Annotated in this window: 24 protein-coding genes and 3 tRNA genes; 7 read left to right on the top strand and 20 right to left on the bottom strand. The window is 61.9% G+C overall.

What is annotated here, in order from left to right:
* Positions 1-115: 115 nt before the first annotated feature.
* The 3 genes from C515_RS0114050 to C515_RS0114060 all read right to left on the bottom strand — a co-directional run bounded on the left by C515_RS0114050 (position 116) and on the right by C515_RS0114060 (position 2,130).
* Complete coding sequence (locus C515_RS0114050; RefSeq protein WP_028456050.1) at positions 116-484, bottom strand: DUF418 domain-containing protein; 369 nt, start codon at positions 482-484, stop codon at positions 116-118.
* Positions 485-501: 17 nt separating this feature from the next.
* Positions 502-1,104 carry a TetR/AcrR family transcriptional regulator gene (locus tag C515_RS21175; protein WP_043649701.1) on the bottom strand — a complete coding sequence of 201 codons (603 nt, stop codon included), beginning with the start codon at positions 1,102-1,104 and terminating at the stop codon, positions 502-504.
* Positions 1,105-1,473: 369 nt separating this feature from the next.
* On the bottom strand, positions 1,474-2,130 hold the full coding sequence (locus tag C515_RS0114060; RefSeq protein ID WP_028456051.1) for a hypothetical protein: 657 nt from the start codon (positions 2,128-2,130) through the stop codon (positions 1,474-1,476).
* 263 nt (positions 2,131-2,393) lie between these two features.
* Between C515_RS0114060 and C515_RS0114065 the strand changes: the two genes are divergently transcribed.
* Positions 2,394-2,741, top strand: a complete 348-nt coding sequence (locus tag C515_RS0114065; RefSeq protein ID WP_028456052.1) for a hypothetical protein — start codon at positions 2,394-2,396, stop codon at positions 2,739-2,741.
* A 72-nt stretch (positions 2,742-2,813) separates the two neighbouring features.
* Here C515_RS0114065 and C515_RS0114070 read toward each other — a convergent pair whose 3' ends face one another.
* From C515_RS0114070 to C515_RS0114080, 3 genes are all read right to left on the bottom strand, one after another.
* Entirely contained in the window at positions 2,814-3,392 is a 579-nt protein-coding gene (locus C515_RS0114070; protein ID WP_081686965.1) for a DUF4124 domain-containing protein, read from the bottom strand.
* Entirely contained in the window at positions 3,379-3,678 is a 300-nt protein-coding gene (locus C515_RS21180) for a hypothetical protein (RefSeq protein WP_051304963.1), read from the bottom strand. The genes C515_RS0114070 and C515_RS21180 overlap by 14 nt, the downstream gene beginning before the upstream one ends.
* Positions 3,679-4,064: 386 nt before the next feature.
* Complete coding sequence (locus C515_RS0114080) at positions 4,065-5,402, bottom strand: DUF4397 domain-containing protein (protein WP_028456054.1); 1,338 nt, start codon at positions 5,400-5,402, stop codon at positions 4,065-4,067.
* A gap of 161 nt (positions 5,403-5,563) precedes the next feature.
* Here C515_RS0114080 and C515_RS0114085 point away from each other — a divergent pair, with 161 nt between their 5' ends.
* The gene (locus C515_RS0114085) at positions 5,564-6,178 is read left to right on the top strand and encodes a TetR/AcrR family transcriptional regulator (protein WP_028456055.1); all 615 of its coding nucleotides are present in this window, start codon (positions 5,564-5,566) and stop codon (positions 6,176-6,178) included.
* A 65-nt stretch (positions 6,179-6,243) separates the two neighbouring features.
* Here C515_RS0114085 and nth read toward each other — a convergent pair whose 3' ends face one another.
* Entirely contained in the window at positions 6,244-6,894 is a 651-nt protein-coding gene (nth, locus tag C515_RS0114090; RefSeq protein WP_028456056.1) for an endonuclease III, read from the bottom strand.
* 81 nt (positions 6,895-6,975) lie between these two features.
* On the opposite strand from nth, the gene C515_RS0114095 reads away from it, so the two are divergent.
* Positions 6,976-7,536, top strand: coding sequence for a DUF1415 domain-containing protein (locus C515_RS0114095; protein WP_028456057.1), 561 nt, complete (start codon positions 6,976-6,978; stop codon positions 7,534-7,536).
* A 196-nt stretch (positions 7,537-7,732) separates the two neighbouring features.
* Here C515_RS0114095 and C515_RS0114100 read toward each other — a convergent pair whose 3' ends face one another.
* From C515_RS0114100 to folD, 9 genes are all read right to left on the bottom strand, one after another.
* Positions 7,733-8,446, bottom strand: coding sequence for an electron transport complex subunit E (locus C515_RS0114100; RefSeq protein WP_245575040.1), 714 nt, complete (start codon positions 8,444-8,446; stop codon positions 7,733-7,735).
* Positions 8,447-8,648: 202 nt separating this feature from the next.
* A complete protein-coding gene (gene rsxG, locus C515_RS0114105; RefSeq protein WP_028456059.1) occupies positions 8,649-9,275 on the bottom strand; it encodes an electron transport complex subunit RsxG in 627 nt (208 codons plus the stop codon).
* Entirely contained in the window at positions 9,272-10,333 is a 1,062-nt protein-coding gene (locus tag C515_RS0114110) for an RnfABCDGE type electron transport complex subunit D (RefSeq protein ID WP_028456060.1), read from the bottom strand. The genes rsxG and C515_RS0114110 overlap by 4 nt, the downstream gene beginning before the upstream one ends.
* A complete protein-coding gene (locus tag C515_RS21185; protein WP_051304964.1) occupies positions 10,330-10,890 on the bottom strand; it encodes an RBBP9/YdeN family alpha/beta hydrolase in 561 nt (186 codons plus the stop codon). The genes C515_RS0114110 and C515_RS21185 overlap by 4 nt, the downstream gene beginning before the upstream one ends.
* Positions 10,887-13,415: an electron transport complex subunit RsxC gene (gene rsxC, locus C515_RS21190; RefSeq protein ID WP_081686966.1), complete on the bottom strand. Its 2,529-nt coding sequence runs from the start codon at positions 13,413-13,415 to the stop codon at positions 10,887-10,889. The genes C515_RS21185 and rsxC overlap by 4 nt, the downstream gene beginning before the upstream one ends.
* Positions 13,412-13,969, bottom strand: a complete 558-nt coding sequence (rsxB, locus tag C515_RS0114125) for an electron transport complex subunit RsxB (RefSeq protein WP_028456061.1) — start codon at positions 13,967-13,969, stop codon at positions 13,412-13,414. The genes rsxC and rsxB overlap by 4 nt, the downstream gene beginning before the upstream one ends.
* Before the next feature lie 139 nt (positions 13,970-14,108).
* A complete protein-coding gene (gene rsxA / locus C515_RS0114130) occupies positions 14,109-14,690 on the bottom strand; it encodes an electron transport complex subunit RsxA (RefSeq protein ID WP_028456062.1) in 582 nt (193 codons plus the stop codon).
* Between the two features lie 152 nt (positions 14,691-14,842).
* A complete protein-coding gene (locus tag C515_RS0114135; protein WP_028456063.1) occupies positions 14,843-15,862 on the bottom strand; it encodes a quinone-dependent dihydroorotate dehydrogenase in 1,020 nt (339 codons plus the stop codon).
* 7 nt (positions 15,863-15,869) lie between these two features.
* On the bottom strand, positions 15,870-16,724 hold the full coding sequence (gene folD / locus C515_RS0114140; protein ID WP_028456064.1) for a bifunctional methylenetetrahydrofolate dehydrogenase/methenyltetrahydrofolate cyclohydrolase FolD: 855 nt from the start codon (positions 16,722-16,724) through the stop codon (positions 15,870-15,872).
* Positions 16,725-16,847: 123 nt separating this feature from the next.
* On the opposite strand from folD, the gene C515_RS0114145 reads away from it, so the two are divergent.
* The 3 genes from C515_RS0114145 to C515_RS0114155 all read left to right on the top strand — a co-directional run bounded on the left by C515_RS0114145 (position 16,848) and on the right by C515_RS0114155 (position 17,157).
* Positions 16,848-16,924: transfer RNA gene (locus tag C515_RS0114145), tRNA-Pro, on the top strand.
* A gap of 21 nt (positions 16,925-16,945) precedes the next feature.
* Positions 16,946-17,022: transfer RNA gene (locus C515_RS0114150), tRNA-Arg, on the top strand.
* 59 nt (positions 17,023-17,081) lie between these two features.
* Positions 17,082-17,157, top strand: a tRNA-His gene (locus C515_RS0114155).
* 91 nt (positions 17,158-17,248) lie between these two features.
* On the opposite strand, the gene C515_RS0114160 is transcribed toward C515_RS0114155, so the two are convergent.
* Positions 17,249-17,890 carry a hypothetical protein gene (locus tag C515_RS0114160; protein WP_028456065.1) on the bottom strand — a complete coding sequence of 214 codons (642 nt, stop codon included), beginning with the start codon at positions 17,888-17,890 and terminating at the stop codon, positions 17,249-17,251.
* Between the two features lie 3 nt (positions 17,891-17,893).
* Complete coding sequence (locus C515_RS0114165) at positions 17,894-18,403, bottom strand: hypothetical protein (RefSeq protein ID WP_028456066.1); 510 nt, start codon at positions 18,401-18,403, stop codon at positions 17,894-17,896.
* Between the two features lie 180 nt (positions 18,404-18,583).
* Here C515_RS0114165 and C515_RS24070 point away from each other — a divergent pair, with 180 nt between their 5' ends.
* Complete coding sequence (locus C515_RS24070) at positions 18,584-18,811, top strand: hypothetical protein (RefSeq protein WP_158380836.1); 228 nt, start codon at positions 18,584-18,586, stop codon at positions 18,809-18,811.
* A gap of 49 nt (positions 18,812-18,860) precedes the next feature.
* Here the strand turns inward: C515_RS24070 and C515_RS0114180 are convergent, their stop codons facing one another.
* A complete protein-coding gene (locus C515_RS0114180; protein WP_028456067.1) occupies positions 18,861-20,108 on the bottom strand; it encodes a type II toxin-antitoxin system HipA family toxin in 1,248 nt (415 codons plus the stop codon).
* Positions 20,101-20,427 (bottom strand): helix-turn-helix domain-containing protein, encoded by a 327-nt coding sequence (locus C515_RS0114185; RefSeq protein ID WP_043649702.1) that lies wholly within the window; start codon positions 20,425-20,427, stop codon positions 20,101-20,103. Before C515_RS0114185 ends, C515_RS0114180 begins: the two co-directional genes overlap by 8 nt.
* Positions 20,428-20,490 lie beyond the last annotated feature (63 nt).

Consider the following 20,490-nt stretch of genomic DNA (forward strand, 5'->3'; position numbering starts at 1 on the left):
TCCGGTAGCGAGAGGCCGCGCTGAAATTGCACGAGATTCATGGACATGATTGCTCTCCTGCTTGGGTTCTGCTTTCAGCATAGTTCAGCAAAAATCTGTAAGCTGAGGAGTCTTGCTAATCAGGAAACAGAATATCGCCCTGAAACAAGAACACGGCGTGCACGAGGCCGAATACCGCAAGCCCGGCCAGGCGGCGCAGGAAACGGGGCATGAAATCGGCCCCCTCACGCGCGGCGGACGCCATTTGCAGGGTGAAGCTGTAGCCGAACAGGAAGGAAAACAGCAGGTAGAACTTGGTTTCAAACAGGGCAGCAATCAGCCCGCGTACCCACTGATCCAGTGGTGCGGAAAAAGCCGGATCCATCGCGCCACTGCCGTACCAGGCTGAAGCCATGGCGCCACTATTGACGATGACGATGCCAAGCAAAGCGAAGCCTCGCAGCGCATCGACGTGGTTTTCCCGAATTGGAATCGCGTTGTTCATGCAGGTTATATCCTGGGTTAAGGAGTAAGTGGCCGCACCTGCAACTGCAAAGCAGCCAGCAAGTCAGCGCGATAGCGCGCCGGGATGAAATCAGCCTCCACCATGGCGCGCCCAAGCACACCGTCGAGCAGCAGCAGAAACCAGTCCGCAACCTGGCCGGGCGGGCTGCTGAGCTGGAAAGCGCCCCTCTGCGCATGACGCTCGAACAAGCGTGCCAGACATTCACGCCGCTCGGCTTCGCTGCGCTGTACGCAGGCCATCAAGGCTGGATTGCGTACGGCCTCCCCGATCACGTCCAGTGTCAACTGGACGTAGACAGGTTCGGCACACAGGCCCAGGTGGTAGTCCAGTAAAGCCAGCAGCGCTTGCCAACCCTGCTCGGCTTGCGTTGCCCTGGCAAAGCGCGCACTGGTCTCGGCCTGATCAGCCTCGACCAGGGCAATGATCAGGGCCTCCTTGCTGGCAAAATAATGAAACAGGTTGCCGGGACTCATGCCGGCCTCGGCGCAAATATCCGCCGTGCGCGTCTTGTGAAAGCCCTTCTGCGCAAAGCAGCGCAGCGCGGCAGCCAGGATGTGCTGGCGACGTTCGGCTTGCCGTTCCGGATTGATGGGGCGCATAGTTAATAGATCAACCAGTCGATCTATTAATAGTTACACACTTGACCTGTTCTTGCAAACGGGAAAGACGGGAAACCATCGAAGCACTGGGCACGGCAGAACACGCGCAGGGCTGCTCGAGCACAACGCCGTGACGCTGGAAAATGGCTGGGCAGCAAGGCTGCCAGGGCAGATACCCGCAAATGTTTCTCTGCAAGGCCCTTGCAAAAAAAAAGCCCACAGCAATATACCCACACCAACTTCCTGGCTGTCAGTAGTCAGCAGGTTCAGCTGGGTGCCTGATGTGACATGGCCCAGCCCAGACGGACGGGGCCAAGCAAAGTTTGTGTTTGCATGGCTGAGAATGAATGCGGCAGATCAACGCCCGACTCAGGACAGAATCAGATCCCCGACTGGCAAATCATTAAAGCCGGCCAGTGACGCGCTTTGCGGATGGACACCCAGCACCGTGATGCCGTGGTTGAAGCCGTCACCCGAGACAGAAACAATGATCGCACCGTCGGGAGAATCGACCACCAGCACATTTTTCGAGTGGAACGTTATGGTGTCATCCGCACCGAATCCAGTGATCGTGGTGGTATTGCCCGCCAAAAATGGCCGCTCGGTAAACACCGACGTGTAGCTCCCGACATTGGCACTATCGACAAACAGGGTATGCGGCCCATCACTGAAATCGTATTTCAGTGAATACAAATCCTTGCGTACAACGATCATCGCACCATGTTCTTCATAAGACGCCTTCAGATCGGCGATCAGATTATGTTCGCCGTTGCCAATAGCCTTATCCAGTCCGTCCACCGCCAGCCCTGCACCTGCGAAAAAGTCGACGACCTGCGACCTGGATACCGGAAGCCCTGCGTCGCTGAGCATTTCGGACAAGGCTTTCGGACCAATGGCGAATGCCTGCATGGCGTCAAAAATCGTTTTGGGCTCGCCTAGGTGCTGGCTGACCCAGCCCAGCACCTGCCCTGATGTCAGTTGGTAACGTTGCAGGATGGCCTGCGACTCTTCACTTAAATACGTCATATCAGCTCCGAACTTGGCGAAATGCCTGGCGCCGGCACTGTTTGCCAGGGCCCAGGCTTGCTGGCAAAGCAGCAGGGAAAATTCATTCAGCTAAACACGCGTGGATGCAGCCACTCGGCCAAGGGTGTCCCAAGTGTTGCATGGCTGCATCATAAAAACCGTAAAAGCGGCATCCGGATATGGAATACCTCAAACTTCACCTTCAAGCAACACCCATGAAATGATAAAGAAAGCCTTTAACCACAAACCGCACAAGGCTCAAAATGAAAAAACTGCTTGCTTTCGCCTGCCTGTTCACCGGTCTCGGTCTTGCCAATGCCGCCCAAGCAGCCAATCCCAACGATGGCATCTATTACTGCAATTTCGGTTATGAGCAGGGTTACGTGACCCTCAACACGGGCAACAACACCGGCTACCTGGCGCTGTTGAGTCTTGACCAATCCTGGTCCTACGCAATTGGCAACTGGTCCGGCAACCAGCTCAGCGGCCGCACCAATGCCAACGGGGAGTTCTCTGCCGAATTCAACGGCCAGCAAATGATCGGCTACGTCGATTACCTGGTCGATGGCAAATTCAACCGCATTTCCCTGACCTGCCCGCGCATCGTATAAGCACTTCCGCGCAACGGGCTGGCATACCGCCGGCGTGCTCGTGTTTGAGCGCACCGACGGCTTTGGTATGGTTCAGGACTTGCCGGTCAGCTCCTTGGTGCAATCACCTATCGCGGGCAGCATCATTTGCTGCATGGCCTCCCGGTCCCGGCTTTCTTCTGCCGCCCGGATTTTCGCAACCGGGTTGTTGGCAAACAGTTTTGCGACCGTGCATTCGCACATGCGGCCAGCCGTGACCCCCTTGAACAGTTCGTAATCGGCGCCAATGCGCGCATTCACGACCCGGATGCAATCCGACGTCGACTGCGCCCTGCCCTGTTCCTGCCAGGCCTTGTCTTCGGCCGACATCGCGCGTTTGCCGCCACCCGTTTTCAGTTCGGCGCTGGCGTTGTTTTTCGGGCAGGGCTGCTCCTGATAGCTCACCTTGCCACTGGCATCGGTGCACTTGAAGACCCCGGCACTGGCCACAGTGGACAGCGTCAAGCCTGCAAGCAGCAGGGCCAGTTCGATGCGTTTTTTCATTGTCATTTCCTCCCGTAAATCCAAATCATGTTCTGTTTTATTTGCTGTTCGGTCATGCCCCCTCGGGGCAGCCAGGCGCTTTTTGTGCCGCTGTACGGCGCTCACCTGACGGCCTTCACGCCGCGTCATCGGCAGCAACAGGGGATCTGACGATCACCCATGGCGCCCCCGGCGCGCTGCGCGACGCTTCAAAACCGGATTCAAGACTGGCCAGCTCGGCCATCTCCGGGTCGAAATCAAGGATGTGGTGCAGGGCAATAATGGCCAGATCGTCAAGCTCTTCGCTGACGCCATCCAGAAATTGCCAGCCATGGTCATCGTCATCATGCGCGACCAGCAGGATCGGCCGCTTGCCCTCGATGATGCTGCGGGACACGATGGTCGCGCAGTTTTCGGGCTGATCAAATGGCCACATCTCACTCTCCCTTGTCTGATTTGCCAGGCCAACGCGGCGCGGCGAGCACAGGCAGCCAATTGCTTACACCCCATGCAACATTGGGGGGATTATCCCCGCTGGCCAGCCCTGAGCCAAGCCGAATGCAGCAGCAGCACCGCACAGGGAGCAAAATTGGCAAGGTTTGCCACAGCTTGGCATGCAGAAAGGTGTCTGGATGCTTCGCTGGCCATGCCGGCCGGTCGGCAGACTGGGTGAAATATCCACCCCACTGGCAGGTACAGGGCACAAGACAAACGGACAGCCAGGCTGTCCGTTTGTCTTGTGCCCTGCACTGGTGGATCCGTACGGGGTGCGGAAACCGCCAGTCGTGCCGGCAGGCCCGGGTCGGGCCAGTCATTTGGCGATCAGTTGTCGTTAAGCACACTCAGCGTGAATGCCTGGGCATTGCTGCCGGCCAGGAGGCCACGGGCCACCACGGTATAGATCTTGCCTGCCTCCAGCGTCACAGTGGCTGACTTGACCACCGAGGCGCTGCCAGCCGGTTTCACGTCAAAGGTGTAGGCACCGGCGGGCACTTCCAGATAGGCGGAGACCGCCGGGAAGGCGACATTGGTCAGCACATTGCTGCCATTGGCGGCCACGTCGACAGCGGGCGCATCCGGGCTGGCATGCACCACGCGCACCTTGGCCTTGCCGCTGGCCGGCGCCATGCGATCATCTTCTGCAACCAGATACTGCAGCGCAGGTGTACCGGCGGCCAGCCCCACGGCAAAGACGCTATAGTGCTTGCCGGCAGCCACGGCCAGGTTCTGGCTGAGCGCGCTGGTGGCTGTGCCGGCGAGATTCAGCGCGACGTCATAACTGGCGGCAGGGACATTGGCATAGGCCGACGCGGCAAAGAAACTCACGTTCGGGAACAACACGCTGCCCGAGGCGACCACATCGACAGCCGGGGCATCCGGGCTGGCATGGATGGCGCGCACGGCGGCGCGACTGTCCTTCACTTCGGCGACCGGCGCTGCTGCGTCGCGACTCAGCACCAGCAGGGAAACCGGCGACGTGCCGGCCTTTTGATCAACCGCAGCCACCACAAGGTCGCTGCCGGCCGCCAGCGGCACGGTGCCGGAATCGAAGGCGACGGCCTTGCTGCCGGCCACCGTGATGCGGATGCGGTAATCGCCGCCGGGAATCTGCAGCACATCGGAAACGGCCGCATAGGGCACATTGGCCAGCGTCGGAGCGGTCGTGGCCAGATCGGCCCCCGGCGCGCTGACATACACGTCGACATTGCCGGTCGCGGCAGCGACATGCGCCACGCGCACCTTGAGCTTGCCCGCTTCCGGCGTGGACAGATCTTCAACCAGCAGCAACGGCTTGATGCTGGCGAGCGGATTGATGGCGAACACGGTATAGACCTTGCCGTTTTCCAGCATCGGCAAGGCATTGGTAAAGCTGGGCACTTCGGTCATCGTGCCGGCCACGGTCACCTTCAGCGGCAGCGTGCCGGTCGGCACGGCCAAAAGACCGCTGGCAGCCTTGTAGGGTACATTGCTCAATACCCTGGCATCATTGGCATAGACATCGACATTGGGCGCATCGGCAGACGCATGCACCACGCGCACATAGGCCTTGCTTTCGGGCTTGGCAGGCTCATCGCCGCTGCCACCACCACAGGCGGCCAGCGCCAGGGCGCCGGCAGCCACCAGCAGGCCGCGCAGCAGGCGTGTCATCAGTGTGTTCATGATTCAATCTCCAGCAAATCAACAGGCAGGAAAGAATCCCGGCAGTGTCTTGCCGAGCGCGGCAGCGGGCCACGGGGCAAAAAAACTGGGAATCGGCAATCTGCGGAGGTACAATTTACCAACGCAGATAAAATGCTACTACATAGTAAACGGAATTACCAATGAGTATTTTAAGCAAGCTGAGTTTCAAGGATCAGGCTTTCAGGCTGCGCGAGGACGCCATCCTCGACGCCACCACGCGCATCCTGGCCGTCAAGGGCTTTGACCTGATGACCATCGACGACATCGCCGCCGAGGTGGGCATCTCCAAGCCCAGCCTTTACAAGCACTTCAAGTCGAAGGAAGAACTGGTGGGCGCGGTCATGACGCGGCTGATCGACGAGGCCGGCGCGCAACTGGCCAGCCTGGATGCCGGGCTCAGTGCCCTGCAGCAACTGCAGGCCTTGCTGGAATGGGCGCTGCGCGTGCGCCTGGGCGGTGGCCTGCCCTTCCTGCCCTCGACCAGCGCCCATGTGCGCGAAATGCTGATGAAAAACCTGCTGTATGTCGGCAAGGTCATCAAGCTCAACAGCCAGCTGGAAAAACGCGTGCGCCAGGCGAAAGCGGCCGGCGAGCTGCGCGCCGACCTGCCCGACGATGTCATCCTGTTCAGCTATTACGCACGCAGCTGCGACCCGACCGTGGAGTATCTGCGCCTGTACAGCAAGATGGGCGACGAGGACATCGTGCGCTACATGCTGGATGTCAGCTTTCAGGGCATGCTCGCCACAAAATAACACAGGTATGCGCACACAACCCTTTGGCATAAAGGGCTACACAGACATACCCGGCAAGACGCCAATCAGCGCCCTGGTGGCGGCGTCAGCTGCTTGGACTTGTAGTCGCACACGTCGTTGACCACGCAGCGCCAGCACTCGGGCTTTCTGGCCTTGCACACATAGCGGCCATGCAGGATCAGCCAGTGGTGTGCATTGAGCAGATATTCGGGCGGGGTGACTTTCAGCAGCTTGTCTTCCACCGCGCGCACATCCTTGCCGGGCGCCAGCCCCGTACGGTTGCCCAGGCGGAAGATGTGGGTATCGACCGCGATGGTAGGTATTCCGAACGCCGTATTGAGCACCACGTTCGCCGTCTTGCGCCCCACGCCGGGCAGCGCCTCCAGGCTATCGCGATCACGCGGCACCTCGCCGTCGTGCAGCTCGATCAGGATGCGGCAGGTTTCCAGCAGGTGCTTCGCCTTGCTGCGGTAGAGCCCGATGGTGGCGATATAGGACTCCAGCCCTTCCTGCCCCAGCGCCAGAATCGCGGCGGGCGTGTTCGCCACCGGAAACAGTTTCGCGGTCGCCTTGTTCACGCCGACATCGGTTGCCTGTGCCGAGAGCAGCACGGCCGTCAGCAACTCGAAGGGCGTGCTGTAATTCAGCTCGGTGGTCGGATTCGGGTCGAGTTCGGCCAGCCGGGCGTAGAAAATGCGGCGGGTTTCCTTGTTCATCGTCTGAGCCTCCTTGCCGTCGCAAACCACGGCGCGATTACATAGTAAAGTAGCGGGCTTGCTTCCTTGCGATCACCTGCCATGTCACACGACGACGTCATCCAGCAAACCCGCCACTGGCTCGAACAGGCCGTGATCGGCCTGAATCTCTGCCCCTTCGCCAAGGCGGTTTATGTGAAAAACCAGGTGCGCATCGTGGTGTCCTCCGCGCGTCATCTCGACGCCTTTCTTGAGGAACTGGATCGCGAACTGGCCTTGCTGGTCGCCGCCGATCCGGACCAGATCGACACCACCCTCTTGATACACCCGACGCTGTTTGGCGACTTCGCCGAATTCACCGACCTGCTGGCGATTGCCGACGAGGTGCTGGTCGAGCACGAGCTGGAAGGCATCCTGCAGATCGCCAGCTTTCACCCGGATTATCAGTTCGACGGCACCGAGGCCGACGACATCGGCAACTACACCAACCGCGCGCCCTACCCGACGCTGCATCTGCTGCGCGAAGCCAGCATAGCGCGCGCCGTCGCCGCCTTCCCCGACCCCGAAGCCATTTACGGCCGCAATATCGCAACGCTGCAGAAGCTGGGTATAGCCGGCTGGCTGGCGCTGGGCCTTGGCGAATCGAAGGCGGGAAGCACGTAGCAGGCCTGCCGTTCCCAAAATCCACCACAGGGACACAGCGGCACAGAGAAAACCGCTGTCTTGCGGAGAAACTGGATCGTCCTGTTTCGCCGGGCCTGTCTTGCCTTTGTCACTCTGCCGTTAATGCTTTCCGGGCCATTCCGGACAATCTTTCCGATCAGGCGGCGGGGGCTGACCGGATGCCAGTTGCAGGCGTTCAGGCCGCCTGTTTCTCGGGCAGCGTGGCATCTTGTGGCGCCGCCAGTCTGGCCTTCGCCTCGGCGCGGCGATCGAGCGCCAGCTTGCCGGCGATCAGGAAACCCAGACCGATGAAGGCGCCGGGCGGCAGGATGGCCAGCAGGAACTGGTAGTTCCACTCGGCCGGAATCACGTGAATCACCCAGCTTTTCGCCGCCGGGCCAAAGACCAGATCGATGCCGGACAAGAGCGTGCCCTTGCCCAGCAGCTCGCGACCGGCGCCAAGGATGGCCAGCACGACAGTCAGGCCCAGCCCCATGAAAAAACCGTCGAGCGCCGAATGCGCGACGCCGTTTTTCGAGGCATAGGCCTCGGCGCGCGCCAGCACGATGCAGTTGGTGGTGATCAGCGGGATGAAGATCCCCAGCACCACATACAGGTCGTGCACGTAGGAATTCATCAGCAGATCGACCATCGTCACCAGCGCGGCGATGATCAGGATGAAAATCGGGCTGCGCAGTTCATTCGGGATGAATTCGCGCACCGCGGCCACCGCCGCGCCCGACACCAGCATCACCAGACTGGTGGCCAGGCCCAGCGACACGCCGTTGACGATGTTCGACGACATGACCAGCACCGGACACAGGCCGAGAATCTGCACAAGACCGGCATTCTGCTTCCAGATGCTGTTGCGGATGATGTCGCGGGCTTCGGCCCAGCTCATGATGCTCATAATTTGCTCCTGCCCCCGCACTTGCGGATAAAGGCAAAAAATTCAAAAACCTTCAACGCAGAGGCGCAGAGACGCGGAGGAAAAACAGAGAAATTAATTGGTTGCCAGTCAGCATGGAGAAGTAATTCAAACCGGTTTTCTCTGCGCCTCTGCGCCTCTGCGTTGGGTTTTGCTTTTTCTTCGCGACCTGCCTGATCCGGTGTTATTGCCCGAACAGGCTGGCGTGCTGTGCGTTCACGAAACCCAGCACATTGTGCACAGCCTTGACCACCGCGCGCGGGCTGATGGTCGCGCCGGCGAGGTAATCAAACTGGCCGCCATCCTTTTTCACCTTCCAGCCGGCATCCAGAGGATCGGACAGGCTTTTCCCCGAAAACTGTTCGCTCCACGCCGATTTGGCCGCGTCGATGTAATCACCCAGACCCGGCGTTTCCTTGTGCGCGATCACGCGCACGCCCTGCACGACACCGTCGCGATTCACGCCGACGAGCAATCTGATCTTGCCGGAATAGCCATCGGGGGCGACGGTCTCAACCACGGCGGCCACCGCCCGGCCCTGCTTTTGCGCAAGATAAAGCTGGCAGCCCGCCTCGACATTGAGGCGCTGGCAGTCTGCGGCAGCCAGCGTCTGCGCGGCGGCCAGCAGCTCGTTGTCATAGCTGCCCGCCGGCAAGACCTGCGCCAGCTGGGCGGTTTTGGCCGCCAGTTCGTTCCTTTGCACGATGTCGCGCGTGACGGCATAGGTGCCGGCCATCAGCGCGGTGAACACCACGGCAAACACCAGCAGGGTCAGCGCGCCGCGCGTGCTGTTTTTCAGCATGGTCTTCATGCTTTCGCCCCCTTCTTGCGGCTATCGTTCTGTTTGGCCTTGCGGCCAAAGACTTTCGGCTGCGTGTACTGGTCGATAAAGGGTGCGGCAATATTCATGATGATCACGGCAAAGGCCACGCCGTCGGGGTAGCCGCCAAACACGCGGATGCAGTAGGTGAGCACGCCGATGCTGGCGCCAAAGATCAGCCGCCCGCGCGGCGTGGTCGGGCCGGAAACCGGGTCGGTGACGATGAAAAAGGCCGCCAGCATGGCCGCACCGCCAAACAAATGGAAAACGGGCGAGGTGTAATGGCCTGGGTCGTACAGATGCATGGCGCCAGCCAGCACGCCAAGGCCCGCCAGAAAGGCCAGCGGGGTTTGCCAGGGGATGATGCGGCTGGCCAGCAGATAGAGGCCGCCCACCAGATAGGCGAGCGCAATCCAGCCCATCTGGCTGGGCAGCCAGCCGCCCGTGGCAAACAGCGCGCCGGACAGCACATCGCCGAGATGGCCATGCTGGATCAGCGCGGTCTTCACCATATCAAGCGGCGTCGCTGAAGCAATCGCGTCAAAGCTGAGCCCGGCCGGCAGGCTGCCGGTAAAGATGTAGGCGATCTGGGCCGCCGCATCGAGATCGACACCCGGCAAGGCCAGCGGCGCTGCCCAGCGCGACATCTGCGCGGGAAACGACACGATCATCACCGCAAAGCCGATCATCGCCGGGTTGAAGGGATTCTGCCCGAGGCCACCGTAAAGATGCTTGCCCACCGCAATGGCGATAAAGGTCGCCAGCACCACCATCCACCAGCCACCCAGCGGCGGCATGGACAGCGCCAGCAGCCAGGCGGTGACGATGGCCGAGCCATCGCTCAGAAAAGGCTTGAGCGGATACTTGCGCAGCTTGAGACAGCCGGCTTCGGTCGCCAGCGCGGTGACGGTGGCCAGCAGCAGTTGCAGCAGAATGCCGACGCCGAACACGTGCACATAGACGGCAATCGCCGGCAGCAAGGCGGCGGCCACCTTGAGCATCACCACCTGCAGCGGCGTCGGCTTCACGAAAAACGGAGAAGTATTCATCGTTGGTCCATCAGCGGGTCAAGGCTTGCGCTCTGTTGCAAGTCCTCCAGAAGCGCCCAGCCCTGCGGCCAGTCACCCAGATTCGATTCGGCATTGATATGCCCCGCCTCGCCCGCATCGACCAGCCGTGCGCCCCAGGCGGCGGCGGCCGTGTCGGCGAAGTCGAAGGCGGCATACGGATCGTTGCGGCTGGCCACCACCACGCTGGCAAACGGCAGTTGCGCCAGCTCCAGCGTGGCAAAGCTCATGCAGGCCGCCGGATAGCCGGCGCGCCACGGGTTCGGCGGCGCGACCAGCAGTGCGCCGGCGACCTTGCCGCTATCGTGCTGCGCGGCCCAGTGCGCCACCAGCAGGCAGCCCAGGCTGTGCGCCACCAGCCACACCGGCCCATCCGCCTTCTGCACCGCGGCATCGAGCACGGCCATCCACTCGGCGCAATCGGGTTGCTGCCAGTCGCGCTGTTCAACGCGCTGCAAGCCGGGATGCAGCGCCTGCCAGCGGCTTTGCCAGTGGGCGGGCCCCGAGCCGAAATAGCCGGGCAGGATCAGCACGCTCATGCGTCACCGCCTTCTTTGGCGGCCTTGCGGGCCTTGGCGGCTTCCATGGCGGCGCGAATCTTCGCGGCCTTGTCCGGATCAATGGCGGGCTTGGCCGGTGTTTCGGCAGGCGCAGCAACCGGGGTATCTGCCGCCAGCCCTTCCTGCCCCTTGCTTGCCGGAGCATCCACTACCGGGGTATCTGCGGGTGGGGTTTCCACCGGTGCGCGACCTTCCTTCCTGGCCTTGGCGGCCTCCATCGCGGCGCGGATTTTCGCGGCCTTTTCCGGATCAAGCGCCGGCTTGGTGGCTGGCTCTGCAGGCGCAGCAACCGGGGTATCTGCCGCCAGCCCATCCTGCCCCTTGCTTGCCGGAGCATCCACTACCGGGGTATCTGCGGGCGGAGTTTCCACCGGTGCGCGGCCTTCCTTCCTGGCCTTGGCGGCTTCCATCGCGGCGCGAATCTTCGCGGCCTTTTCCGGATCGATGGCGGGCTTGGCGGGGGTATCCACCGCCAGCCCTTCCTGCCCCTTGCTTGCCGGGGCATCAACTACCGGTGTATCTGCGGGCGTGGTTTCCGCCGGCGCGCGGCCTTCTTTTTTCGCCTTGGCGGCTTCCATCGCCGCACGTATCTTCGCGGCCTTTTCCGGGTCGATGGCGGGCTTGGCCTCCGCGGAAGGGGCAGCAGTTTCCGTCACAGCGCCTTCGGCCGCGGCCTTGCGGGCCTTGGCCGCTTCCATCACGGCACGGATTTTCGCGGCTTTTTCCTCATCCAGCGCATGGGCCGGCTTGGCCTCCGGCGTGGCGCCGCCGGCGTCTGCCGCAGCCCTGGCCGCCTTCTTGGCGGCTGCGGCTTCCATGGCGGCGCGAATCTTGGCGGCCTTGTCGTCCGCCAAAGCGACGGCAGGCGCAGCCTGCTGACCGTCCCCCTCTCCCTCGGGGAGAGGGTTGGGGGTGAGGGCGGCGGCGTTTGCCGAACCAGCGCCCGCCTTGGCGGCAGCAGCCCGCTCCATCGCCGCCTTGATCTTGGCGGCCTTGTCGTCATCCAGCGCGGGGGCGGCTTCCGGCTTGGGCGCGGCGCGCGCGGCCAGGCGGGCGGCCTTTTCTTCCTTCTCGCGCTCTTCGCGGAACTGCTTGAATTCATGACGCTGACGCGCCAGGTCGGCGGCCTTCTTGGCCGATTCGGCGGCCCAGATTTCCGACTTGGCGAAGCGGTAATAGTCGACCAGCTGGATGCTCGACGGGCACACGTAGGCGCAGGCGCCGCATTCGATGCAGTCGAACAGGTTCCATTCTTGCGCCTTGCCGAAATTCTTGCTGCGCGCGAACCAGTACAGGTCCATGGGCTGCAGCTCCTGCGGGCAGGCGACCGCGCACTCGCCGCAGCGGATGCACGGCATTTCCGGCTGCTTGGGCTGGAAATGCGCGGGCGAGCGGGCAATCACGCAATTGCCCGCCTTGGTAAGACCGACCGACGTATCGGGCAGCTCGAAGCCCATCATGGGGCCGCCATAGATATACCCCTCGCAGTTACCCAAATCACCGGCAAAATTCAGCAGCTCGGCAATCGGTGTGCCGATCAGCGCTTCGACATTGCCCGCACGCGACACATTGCCGGTCAGCGTGACAATCCGGCTGATGACCGGCTCGGCGTGTTCCAGCGCGCGGTAGATGGTGTAAACGGTGGCAACGTTGAAGCACTGCACGCCCAGATCGGTCGAGCGCACGCCGCTGGGCACTTCCTTGTTGGTCAGGAGCTTGATCAGCTGCTTGGCGCCGCCCGACGGGTAGAGCGTCGGCACGACCACGACATGCGCGTTGGCGAGGCCGCTGGTGGCCAGCGCCTCGCGCATGGCCAGTACGGCTTCGGGCTTGTTGTCCTCGATGCCGACCAGCACCTGGCGTGCGCCGAGCAACTGCGCGACGATGGCGATGCCGGCGGCGATATCGCTGGCGCGCTCGCGCATCAGGCGGTCGTCGCAGGTGATGAAGGGCTCGCACTCGGCGCCGTTGATGACCAGTGTGTCCAGACCATCGCGACCGGAAAGCTTGAGGTGCGAAGGAAACACCGCCCCGCCCAGCCCCACCACGCCCATGTCGCGCAGGTAGTCGCGAATCGTCCTCCTGTCGCCGCTGGCGAGCAGCGAACGCCAGTCGAGCGTGCTGCGCTCGCCCCATTCGTCGCGCCCGTCGCTGTCTATCGTCACGCACAGCTCGGCCAGACCCGAAGGATGGGCGACAACCTGCGCGTCGATGGCGACAACCCGGCCCGAGGTCGGCGCATGCACGGCAACCGACACCGTGCCATCCGCCGCAGCCAGCAGCTGGCCCTTTTTGACCTCGTCGCCAACATTCACCAGACACTTAGCGCGGTTGCCGATGCTCTGCTGCAGCGGCACAACCAGCCTGGCCGGCAGCGGCGCGGCAACAATGGGAGTCTGATTCGACAGGTGCTTCATTTCCGGCGGGTGCACGCCACCGCTGAAGCGGTACACCGGCTGGGTATTGGCCGGCAGCCCGGCCTGCGGTTTGGCGGGCGCGTTCATGCGGTCACCTTCAGCTGAATCACGGGGTAGCGCCATTTCCACGATTGCACGGTTTCTCCAACCGTCACCATGCTGATGCAATCCACCGGACAGGGGGCGAGACACAGCTCGCAACCGGTGCATTCGCTCTCGATGATGGTATGCATGTGCTTGGCGGCGCCGACAATGGCATCGACCGGGCAGGCCTGGATGCACAAGGTGCAGCCGATGCAGGTGTTTTCGTCGATGATGGCGACGCTTTTCGGCTTTTCTTCGCCGTTTTCCGCATTCAGCGGCTTGAATTCGACGCCGAGCAGGTCGGCGAGCTTGCGCACGCCGTCGTCACCGCCGGGCGGGCACTGGTTGATGTCGGCCTCGCCGTCGGCAATCGCCGTGGCGTAGGGCTTGCAGCCCGGATAGCCGCACTGCCCGCATTGCGTCTGCGGCAGGATGGCGTCGATCTTGTCGACCAGCGGATCCTCGTCAACCTTGTACTTGATGGCGGCCCAGCCCAGCACGGCCCCCAGAAGGATGGCCAGCAGGGCCATCAGTGCAACGGCAAGCAGAAAACTCATTGGTATTTCCTGTGAGGTGTGAGGTGTGAGGTGTGAGGGGTAAACCCCGCAGACCTAACTCCTCCTCCCCAATAATTTCCAGTGCAAGCCCGGTAAAAAACGAGCGCACCCCTCACGCTTGACTCCTCACGCCTCACTCTTACTTCACCAGACCGGCAAAACCCATGAAGGCCAGGCTCATCAGGCCGGCGGTGATGAAGGCAATCGGCGTGCCCTTGAAGGCCGCCGGGATGTCGGCCCCTTCGAGCCGTTCGCGGATCGACGCAAACAGGATCAGGATCAGCGAAAAACCCAGCGCCGAACCAAAGCCGAAAATCAGCGACTCGGCAAAGCCGTGTTTCGCCGTCGAATTGATCAGCGGCACGCCAAGCACCGCGCAATTGGTGGTGATCAGCGGCAGATAAATGCCCAGCACCTGATACAGCACCGGGCTGGTCTTGTGGATGAACATTTCGGTGAACTGCACGATGGCGGCGATCATCACGATAAAGGCCAGCGTGCGCAGGTATTCGAGCTGCCAGGCGATCAGCAGCTGATCAATCAGCCACGAGGTGCCCGACGCCAGCGTCAACACAAAGGCAGTGGCCAGCCCCATGCCAATCGAGGCCTCGAGCTTTTTCGACACGCCCATAAAGGGGCACAGGCCGAGAATGCGCACCAGCACGACGTTGTTGACCAGCACGGCGCCGATCAGCAGCAGGACATAATGACTGAGATCCATGCGGAATCCATGTCGGGACAAGGGCAGACAATGCGGAATTATCCGCCCTTATCGTAGTTTTCATCAATAACCGAATAATCTATCGAAATAACCGATATGACTCATTGATGCAGCCCACATCGGTCAAGCCAGCCGGCCCGACCGAACCGGACTCAGCGCGGCAGCAAGGCCTCCACGCATTCGCGCACCAGATGCGGCCCCTTGTAGATCAGGCCCGAGTAGATCTGCACCAGGCTGGCGCCGGCCTTGATCTTCTCCTGGGCATGCTCGCCCTCCAGAATGCCGCCAACCCCGATGATGGGCACCGCGCCATCGAGCAGGCCGGCCAGCTCGCGAATCACGTGCGTGGACTTGGTGCGCACCGGCGCGCCGGACAGACCGCCCGCCTCGTTGCCATGCCGCAGGTGTTCGACACCGGTGCGGGCCAGCGTGGTATTGGTCGCGATCACGCCGTCGATGCGATGCTCGACCAGCAGCCTTGCCACATCCTGAATCTGCTGACCGTCGAGGTCCGGCGCGATCTTCACCGCCAGCGGCACATAGCGGCCGTGCAGCTGCGCGAGCTTTTCCTGCTCGGCTTTCAGTTGCGCCAGTAGATTACCCAGTTCGTCAGCCTGCTGCAGCTGGCGCAGATTCTTGGTGTTCGGGCTGGAAATGTTCACCGTCACATAGCTGGCATGCTCGTAAACGCGGCGCAGGCCGATCAGGTAGTCGTCGGCGGCCTTTTCGATCGGCGTGTCGAAATTCTTGCCGATATTGATGCCGAGCACGCCCCGATAGGCGGATTTCTGCACGTTTTCCAGCAGCGCATCGACGCCGTCATTGTTGAAACCCATGCGGTTGATGATGGCCTCGGCTTCCGGCAGGCGAAACAGTCGCGGCTTGGGGTTGCCCGGCTGCGGGCGCGGCGTGACGGTGCCGATTTCGACAAAGCCGAAACCCAGTTCGCCCAGCGCATCGATGTAGTCGCCATTCTTGTCGAGCCCGGCGGCAAGCCCCACCGGGTTGGGAAACTCAATGCCCATGACCTTCACCGGGCAGGCCGGCGGCTCGCTGACCGCCACGCGCAGCAGGTTGGCGCTGTGCAGGGCTTTCAGGCCGTTGAGCGCGGCATAATGCGCACGCTCGGCATCCATCATGAATAAAAAGGGTTTGGCGATCTGGTAAGCCATTGTGCGATTACCCCCGACGCTTTTCGCAAGCGTCGATGGTGTTCTGCATCAGCGTGGCGACCGTCATCAGGCCGACACCGCCCGGCACCGGCGTAATCCACGCGGCGCGTTCCTTGGCGGTGTCGAATTCCACGTCGCCGCACAGCTTGCCGTTTTCAAGGCGGTTGATGCCCACGTCAATCACCACCGCGCCTTCCTTGATCCACTCGCCCTTCACGAAGTTGGGGATGCCAACACCAGCCACCACCACATCCGCGCCGCGTACCTTGTCGGCCAGGTCCTTGGTTTTGCTGTGGCACACCGTCACGGTGGCGCGCGCCAGCAGCAATTCCAGCGCCTGCGGGCGGCCAACGATATTGGACGCACCAATCACCACGGCATCCTTGCCGACCAGATCAATGCCGGTCTTTTCCAGCAGCGTCATCACGCCGCGCGGGGTGCACGGGCGCAGCAGCGGCATTTTCAGCGTCAGACGCCCGATGTTGTAGGGGTGGAAACCATCGACATCCTTGTTCGGGTCGATCAGCTCGATGATCTTGTCGCCATCCAGATGTTTCGGCAGCGGCAGCTGCACCAGGATGCCATCGACGTCGTCGTCGGCGTTCAGCCTGGCGACCAGATCGAGCAGCTCCTGCTCGGAGGTTTCCGCCGGCAGGTCAAACGCCAGCGAACGGATGCCGGCGTTTTCGCACTGGCGCTTCTTGTTGCCAACATAGACCTGCGAAGCCGGATCGGAGCCGACCAGGATCACGGCCAGCTGCGGCGCCGGTTTGCCTGCCGCGACACGGGCATCGACACGCGCACGCACGGCGGTGATCAGTTCCTGGGAAATCGCCTTGCCATCAAGGATCTGGGCGGTCATCAAGCTCTCCGGTATGGGTGAAAATTGGCCGTGATTTTCGCACTTCCCGCGCCAACGCTCAATGTTTGCGTGGCCAAGGGCTTGACCACCGCAAAAAAGTCGCGCTATAGTTCGGCCTCTGTTCGGGGCGTAGCGCAGTCTGGTAGCGCACCTGTTTTGGGAACAGGGGGTCGTGAGTTCGAATCCCACCGCCCCGACCAGAACGCTATGTCGCAGACGACGTGCCCGTAGCTCAACTGGATAGAGCAACGGCCTTCTAAGCCGTAGGTTACAGGTTCGATTCCTGTCGGGTGCGCCAAACGCCCGGCAGCTTGCAAAAAACGCCGGCATCGTTATAATGCCGCACCGGTTTCAGCGGTGGCTGTAGCTCAGTTGGTAGAGTCCAGGATTGTGATTCCTGTTGTCGTGGGTTCGAGCCCCATCAGCCACCCCAAATAAAACAAGGCCCTGGAGAAATCCGGGGCCTTGTTGCTTTCCGGCACTCGAAGCCATGCAGGCACCATGCAGGCAAAATCTGCAGCGCCCTACCCAGCCATACCATTGGATAGAAGCTCCCACTCGAATTTCTGCCGGGCCTCCCGCAGCAAAAGCAAATCATCCTCCGGCCATTCGCCCTCCTCCAGCTGTTTGCCTGCTGCGCTATAGAAATGCACGCCCTTGAAATGCACGCCCTTGCTTCTGCGCAGATGCAGCCTGGCTAGCTCGACCCGCTCCACCCCGCCGCCACACTTCCGGCACAGCCCGGTCCAGCCAGCGTGTGCAAACGCATCCGGCTTTGCCGCCGAGCCGCAACTCAGACAACAGGGCACTTGCCGCGCAGCCAATAGCGCCGTTCTTTCCGCTTCTTCCTGCAGCAGCACGGCATACGCCGCCAGCAAACCCGACATGCGCGCAAACGCGCCACGCCGCCGCAGCAGCCGGAACCAACGCCCCTTGCTGGCCACCAAACGCTGCTGCCGCTGATGCAGCTCACGTACCACCTGCAGCCCGGCATCGTCAAACTGCTCGAACAGCGTGTGACGGTCGCAGCAATCGCACCAGCCCGGCTGCGTGCAAAGGCGATAGGTTTTGCCATGGTCAGCCCGGTAGCGCGACGCTCCCTGCCCAAGCGGAAGACCGGCACGAAACCCGCAGTGATGGCAGTGCAGCTCGTCGAGATACGCCACCGCCTACCGCTCCGGCCCCAGCGTAAACGCACCAGCGGCACGCAGCGCCGTATAGCGTTCGGCATACTGTTTGCGGTAGTTGCCACCGAGCATTGCTCTCTCTTCCACCAGTCCGTCGCACACCCAGCGGCCGCCCAGCGCCATCACCCCCGTCCGGAACACCACACCGGAATAACCGCCAGCCATCTCGCTCAGCCGTTCGGTCAGCCCCAGCACCCCCAGCGCGGCATCACAATCCAGTGGCAGCAGCACCGAATATGCACGCGTGTCTTTCAGATACACCCAGCGGCCAAAGCGCAGGCTGGCAATGGCATCGAGCATGTCCATATCCGCATCCGGATTGGCATCACGATATGCGGCCAGCGTAGCGCGGTCGGCGCCAAACCGCGCGCGCCCAATCACCAGCCACTGCGCCGTGCGCTTCCCCTTCTTCTCGTCCTCGCTCAGCAGCGTCGCCAGAAACGCCATATAGGCATCGATAAAGCGATGCGCCAGTTCAGAATCAATCACCATGTTTGCTCTCTCGCAAAAAGACCTGATCAGCAAGCATTTTAAGCTTTCATGTCGTCATGCAGGCGAATACCGTAATCCAGAAGGTTTAACGAAGCCTGTGCCATCTGGATGCCGGCCTTCGCCGGCATGACGAGCTATTCATAGCATTGCCCCTCTCTTGGGCTTGCTGCCGGCAGGGCTGTGCTGCGCGGCGAGGCGGTCGCGAAGACGAACAGCGTTTTGACTCGGCAGGCGATTTCGGTTCGCGCCTCCACCGAAGGTAACGCCAGAGGCGGAATTGATAAACAGCAGCACCAGTTCGGTGACCTAATCGCTGTTGATGCCATCGTCGCGCAGCAGGTTGCAGAGAATCCAGAATTTCTGGGCAATGTCGTTATTGACCATGGGTATTTTCCTGCAGCCATTTAAGGCAAAGGGCTGCACGGCAATACCCTCGCATTGCAAATGGCGCATTGCGTCATGTAGACGCCAGTCGCGCCGCATTGGCGGTGATGCAGGCGGCGAGCTGTTGCTGCGTGGCGGCGCGGATGGGGTAATTCAGCGCATGCACGGCGAAGGTCTCGGCCACGGCCAGTTGCTGGGCTATGGTCTGCCCGGCCCAGCGTGTATCGAGCGAATTGTGGGTAGCCAGTTGCAGCAGATGGGCGCGGTTGATATTGAGCGCCTCGCCGCAGACGTCCATCTGGTGGCAGCCCGCCAGCCCCGCACAGAAGGTGAGGTCGTAGGCCGGCGACAGCACCCAGCGGCGGTCTTGCCCCAACAGGTAGCTGAGATTTTTCGGGTGGTCGTCGCGGTTGTTGAACAGCACGTTGAACACCGTGCGCTGATAGGCCTTCTGCACTTCGCGCTCGTCGCGGGTGAGAAAGCGCGTGGCGCGCAGAAACGTCGTGTAATCCACCGAGCCGGGCAGGCGGAAATCGGCGTGCAACAGGCCGGCCAGCGTGTGCGTGGGAATGCGCAGCTGAGCAGCGCCTGCACCTCCCACATCAAAGCGCGCGACACCAAACGCAGCCAGCTGCGGGCTGAGATCAAAATACTGCGTGGCGGGGATGTCGAGGCCACAAGCACGCGCCAGCTGCGCATACAGATGCTCGATGGCGCAGACTTCCTTGTGCTCGTTTTGCGCCTGAAATTTCACCAGCCAGGGCGCACTGCCCGTGAAGGGCTGCGTGCTCAGCTGCCCGCTGGTCTGGTCGTAATGCACCAGCACCTTGGGGCGCGCGCCATGCGGCGAGCCGCCCATGAGCGCCAGTTGCCCGAGAATGGCGCTGTCTTCACCACTGAGCTGTACCTGAGCCTGCTGGGCCAGGTTAAGCAAGTGCACATCATCACTGGGCAGGTCATTGGCACTGGCCGGCTGAAAGCTGAGCGCCCCCATGGCGTGCTGGCCGATGAAGGAAAGCCGGTCGAGCACCGAGGCGCGCACCAGGTCGACACCATTCTGACGGAACAACCGGTCCATCAAAAGCAGACCCCAGCCATCGGGCAGCGCATCGGCAATCAGCCCCGGCAGGCGCAGCTGGCAGGCGGGAAAATCGCTGTAGGCAGCGGCCTGCAGTTTCAGATGGCGCGGCGACAATTCCAGCCCTTGCGCCAGCGCCTCGGGGCTGTATTCGAACAGCAGCCTGCGGCCATCGTCGGCCAGCGTGGCCAGCTGCCAGCGCTCGCCCCAGCCCTCGTACCAGACCTCGACCTTTTTAAGCATGCTTTTTCGCCTGCCTGGTTTTGCTGGGGGCGCGTTTGCGCTCGGCCAGCTGGGCGCGCTCCAGCTGGGCAATCGACGTGGTGAGCTGCAGCTCGAACAAGCCGGCCAGCTCGTCGGCAAGCCCCAGCGCCATCACGATGCGAATGGTGGATTCCAGCGAGGCGATGCCCTTGCCCTCCAGATTCTTCACCGTGCCGGGCGCCACGCCGGCGCGTTCGGCCAGGTCTTTCTGTGTGAGTGCCTGCACCAGGCGCTGGCGTTTGAGCCGCAGGCCCAGTTCGGCGCAGATTTCCTGATGCGAGGCAAAAGTAAAGTCCAAAATAACACCCCTTAAGCAGAATAAAGCATTTTTATGAACATTATTCTAACTCTTATCAGTACA

The sequence above is a fragment of the Chitinilyticum litopenaei DSM 21440 genome, assembly GCF_000428145.1.
Classification (GTDB): Bacteria; Pseudomonadota; Gammaproteobacteria; order Burkholderiales; family Chitinibacteraceae; genus Chitinilyticum; species Chitinilyticum litopenaei.

Excerpts from the sequence above, each read along its gene's own strand:
- C515_RS0114050 (WP_028456050.1), bottom strand. The coding sequence starts at position 484 with ATGAACAACGCGATTCCAATTCGGGAAAACCACGTCGATGCGCTGCGA.
- C515_RS21175 (WP_043649701.1), bottom strand. The coding sequence starts at position 1,104 with ATGCGCCCCATCAATCCGGAACGGCAAGCCGAACGTCGCCAGCACATC.
- C515_RS0114060 (WP_028456051.1), bottom strand. The coding sequence starts at position 2,130 with ATGACGTATTTAAGTGAAGAGTCGCAGGCCATCCTGCAACGTTACCAA.
- C515_RS0114065 (WP_028456052.1), top strand. The coding sequence starts at position 2,394 with ATGAAAAAACTGCTTGCTTTCGCCTGCCTGTTCACCGGTCTCGGTCTT.
- C515_RS0114070 (WP_081686965.1), bottom strand. The coding sequence starts at position 3,392 with ATGACGCGGCGTGAAGGCCGTCAGGTGAGCGCCGTACAGCGGCACAAA.
- C515_RS21180 (WP_051304963.1), bottom strand. The coding sequence starts at position 3,678 with ATGTGGCCATTTGATCAGCCCGAAAACTGCGCGACCATCGTGTCCCGC.
- C515_RS0114080 (WP_028456054.1), bottom strand. The coding sequence starts at position 5,402 with ATGAACACACTGATGACACGCCTGCTGCGCGGCCTGCTGGTGGCTGCC.
- C515_RS0114085 (WP_028456055.1), top strand. The coding sequence starts at position 5,564 with ATGAGTATTTTAAGCAAGCTGAGTTTCAAGGATCAGGCTTTCAGGCTG.
- nth (WP_028456056.1), bottom strand. The coding sequence starts at position 6,894 with ATGAACAAGGAAACCCGCCGCATTTTCTACGCCCGGCTGGCCGAACTC.
- C515_RS0114095 (WP_028456057.1), top strand. The coding sequence starts at position 6,976 with ATGTCACACGACGACGTCATCCAGCAAACCCGCCACTGGCTCGAACAG.
- C515_RS0114100 (WP_245575040.1), bottom strand. The coding sequence starts at position 8,446 with ATGAGCATCATGAGCTGGGCCGAAGCCCGCGACATCATCCGCAACAGC.
- rsxG (WP_028456059.1), bottom strand. The coding sequence starts at position 9,275 with ATGAAGACCATGCTGAAAAACAGCACGCGCGGCGCGCTGACCCTGCTG.
- C515_RS0114110 (WP_028456060.1), bottom strand. The coding sequence starts at position 10,333 with ATGAATACTTCTCCGTTTTTCGTGAAGCCGACGCCGCTGCAGGTGGTG.
- C515_RS21185 (WP_051304964.1), bottom strand. The coding sequence starts at position 10,890 with ATGAGCGTGCTGATCCTGCCCGGCTATTTCGGCTCGGGGCCCGCCCAC.
- rsxC (WP_081686966.1), bottom strand. The coding sequence starts at position 13,415 with ATGAACGCGCCCGCCAAACCGCAGGCCGGGCTGCCGGCCAATACCCAG.
- rsxB (WP_028456061.1), bottom strand. The coding sequence starts at position 13,969 with ATGAGTTTTCTGCTTGCCGTTGCACTGATGGCCCTGCTGGCCATCCTT.
- rsxA (WP_028456062.1), bottom strand. The coding sequence starts at position 14,690 with ATGGATCTCAGTCATTATGTCCTGCTGCTGATCGGCGCCGTGCTGGTC.
- C515_RS0114135 (WP_028456063.1), bottom strand. The coding sequence starts at position 15,862 with ATGGCTTACCAGATCGCCAAACCCTTTTTATTCATGATGGATGCCGAG.
- folD (WP_028456064.1), bottom strand. The coding sequence starts at position 16,724 with ATGACCGCCCAGATCCTTGATGGCAAGGCGATTTCCCAGGAACTGATC.
- C515_RS0114165 (WP_028456066.1), bottom strand. The coding sequence starts at position 18,403 with ATGGTGATTGATTCTGAACTGGCGCATCGCTTTATCGATGCCTATATG.
- C515_RS0114180 (WP_028456067.1), bottom strand. The coding sequence starts at position 20,108 with ATGCTTAAAAAGGTCGAGGTCTGGTACGAGGGCTGGGGCGAGCGCTGG.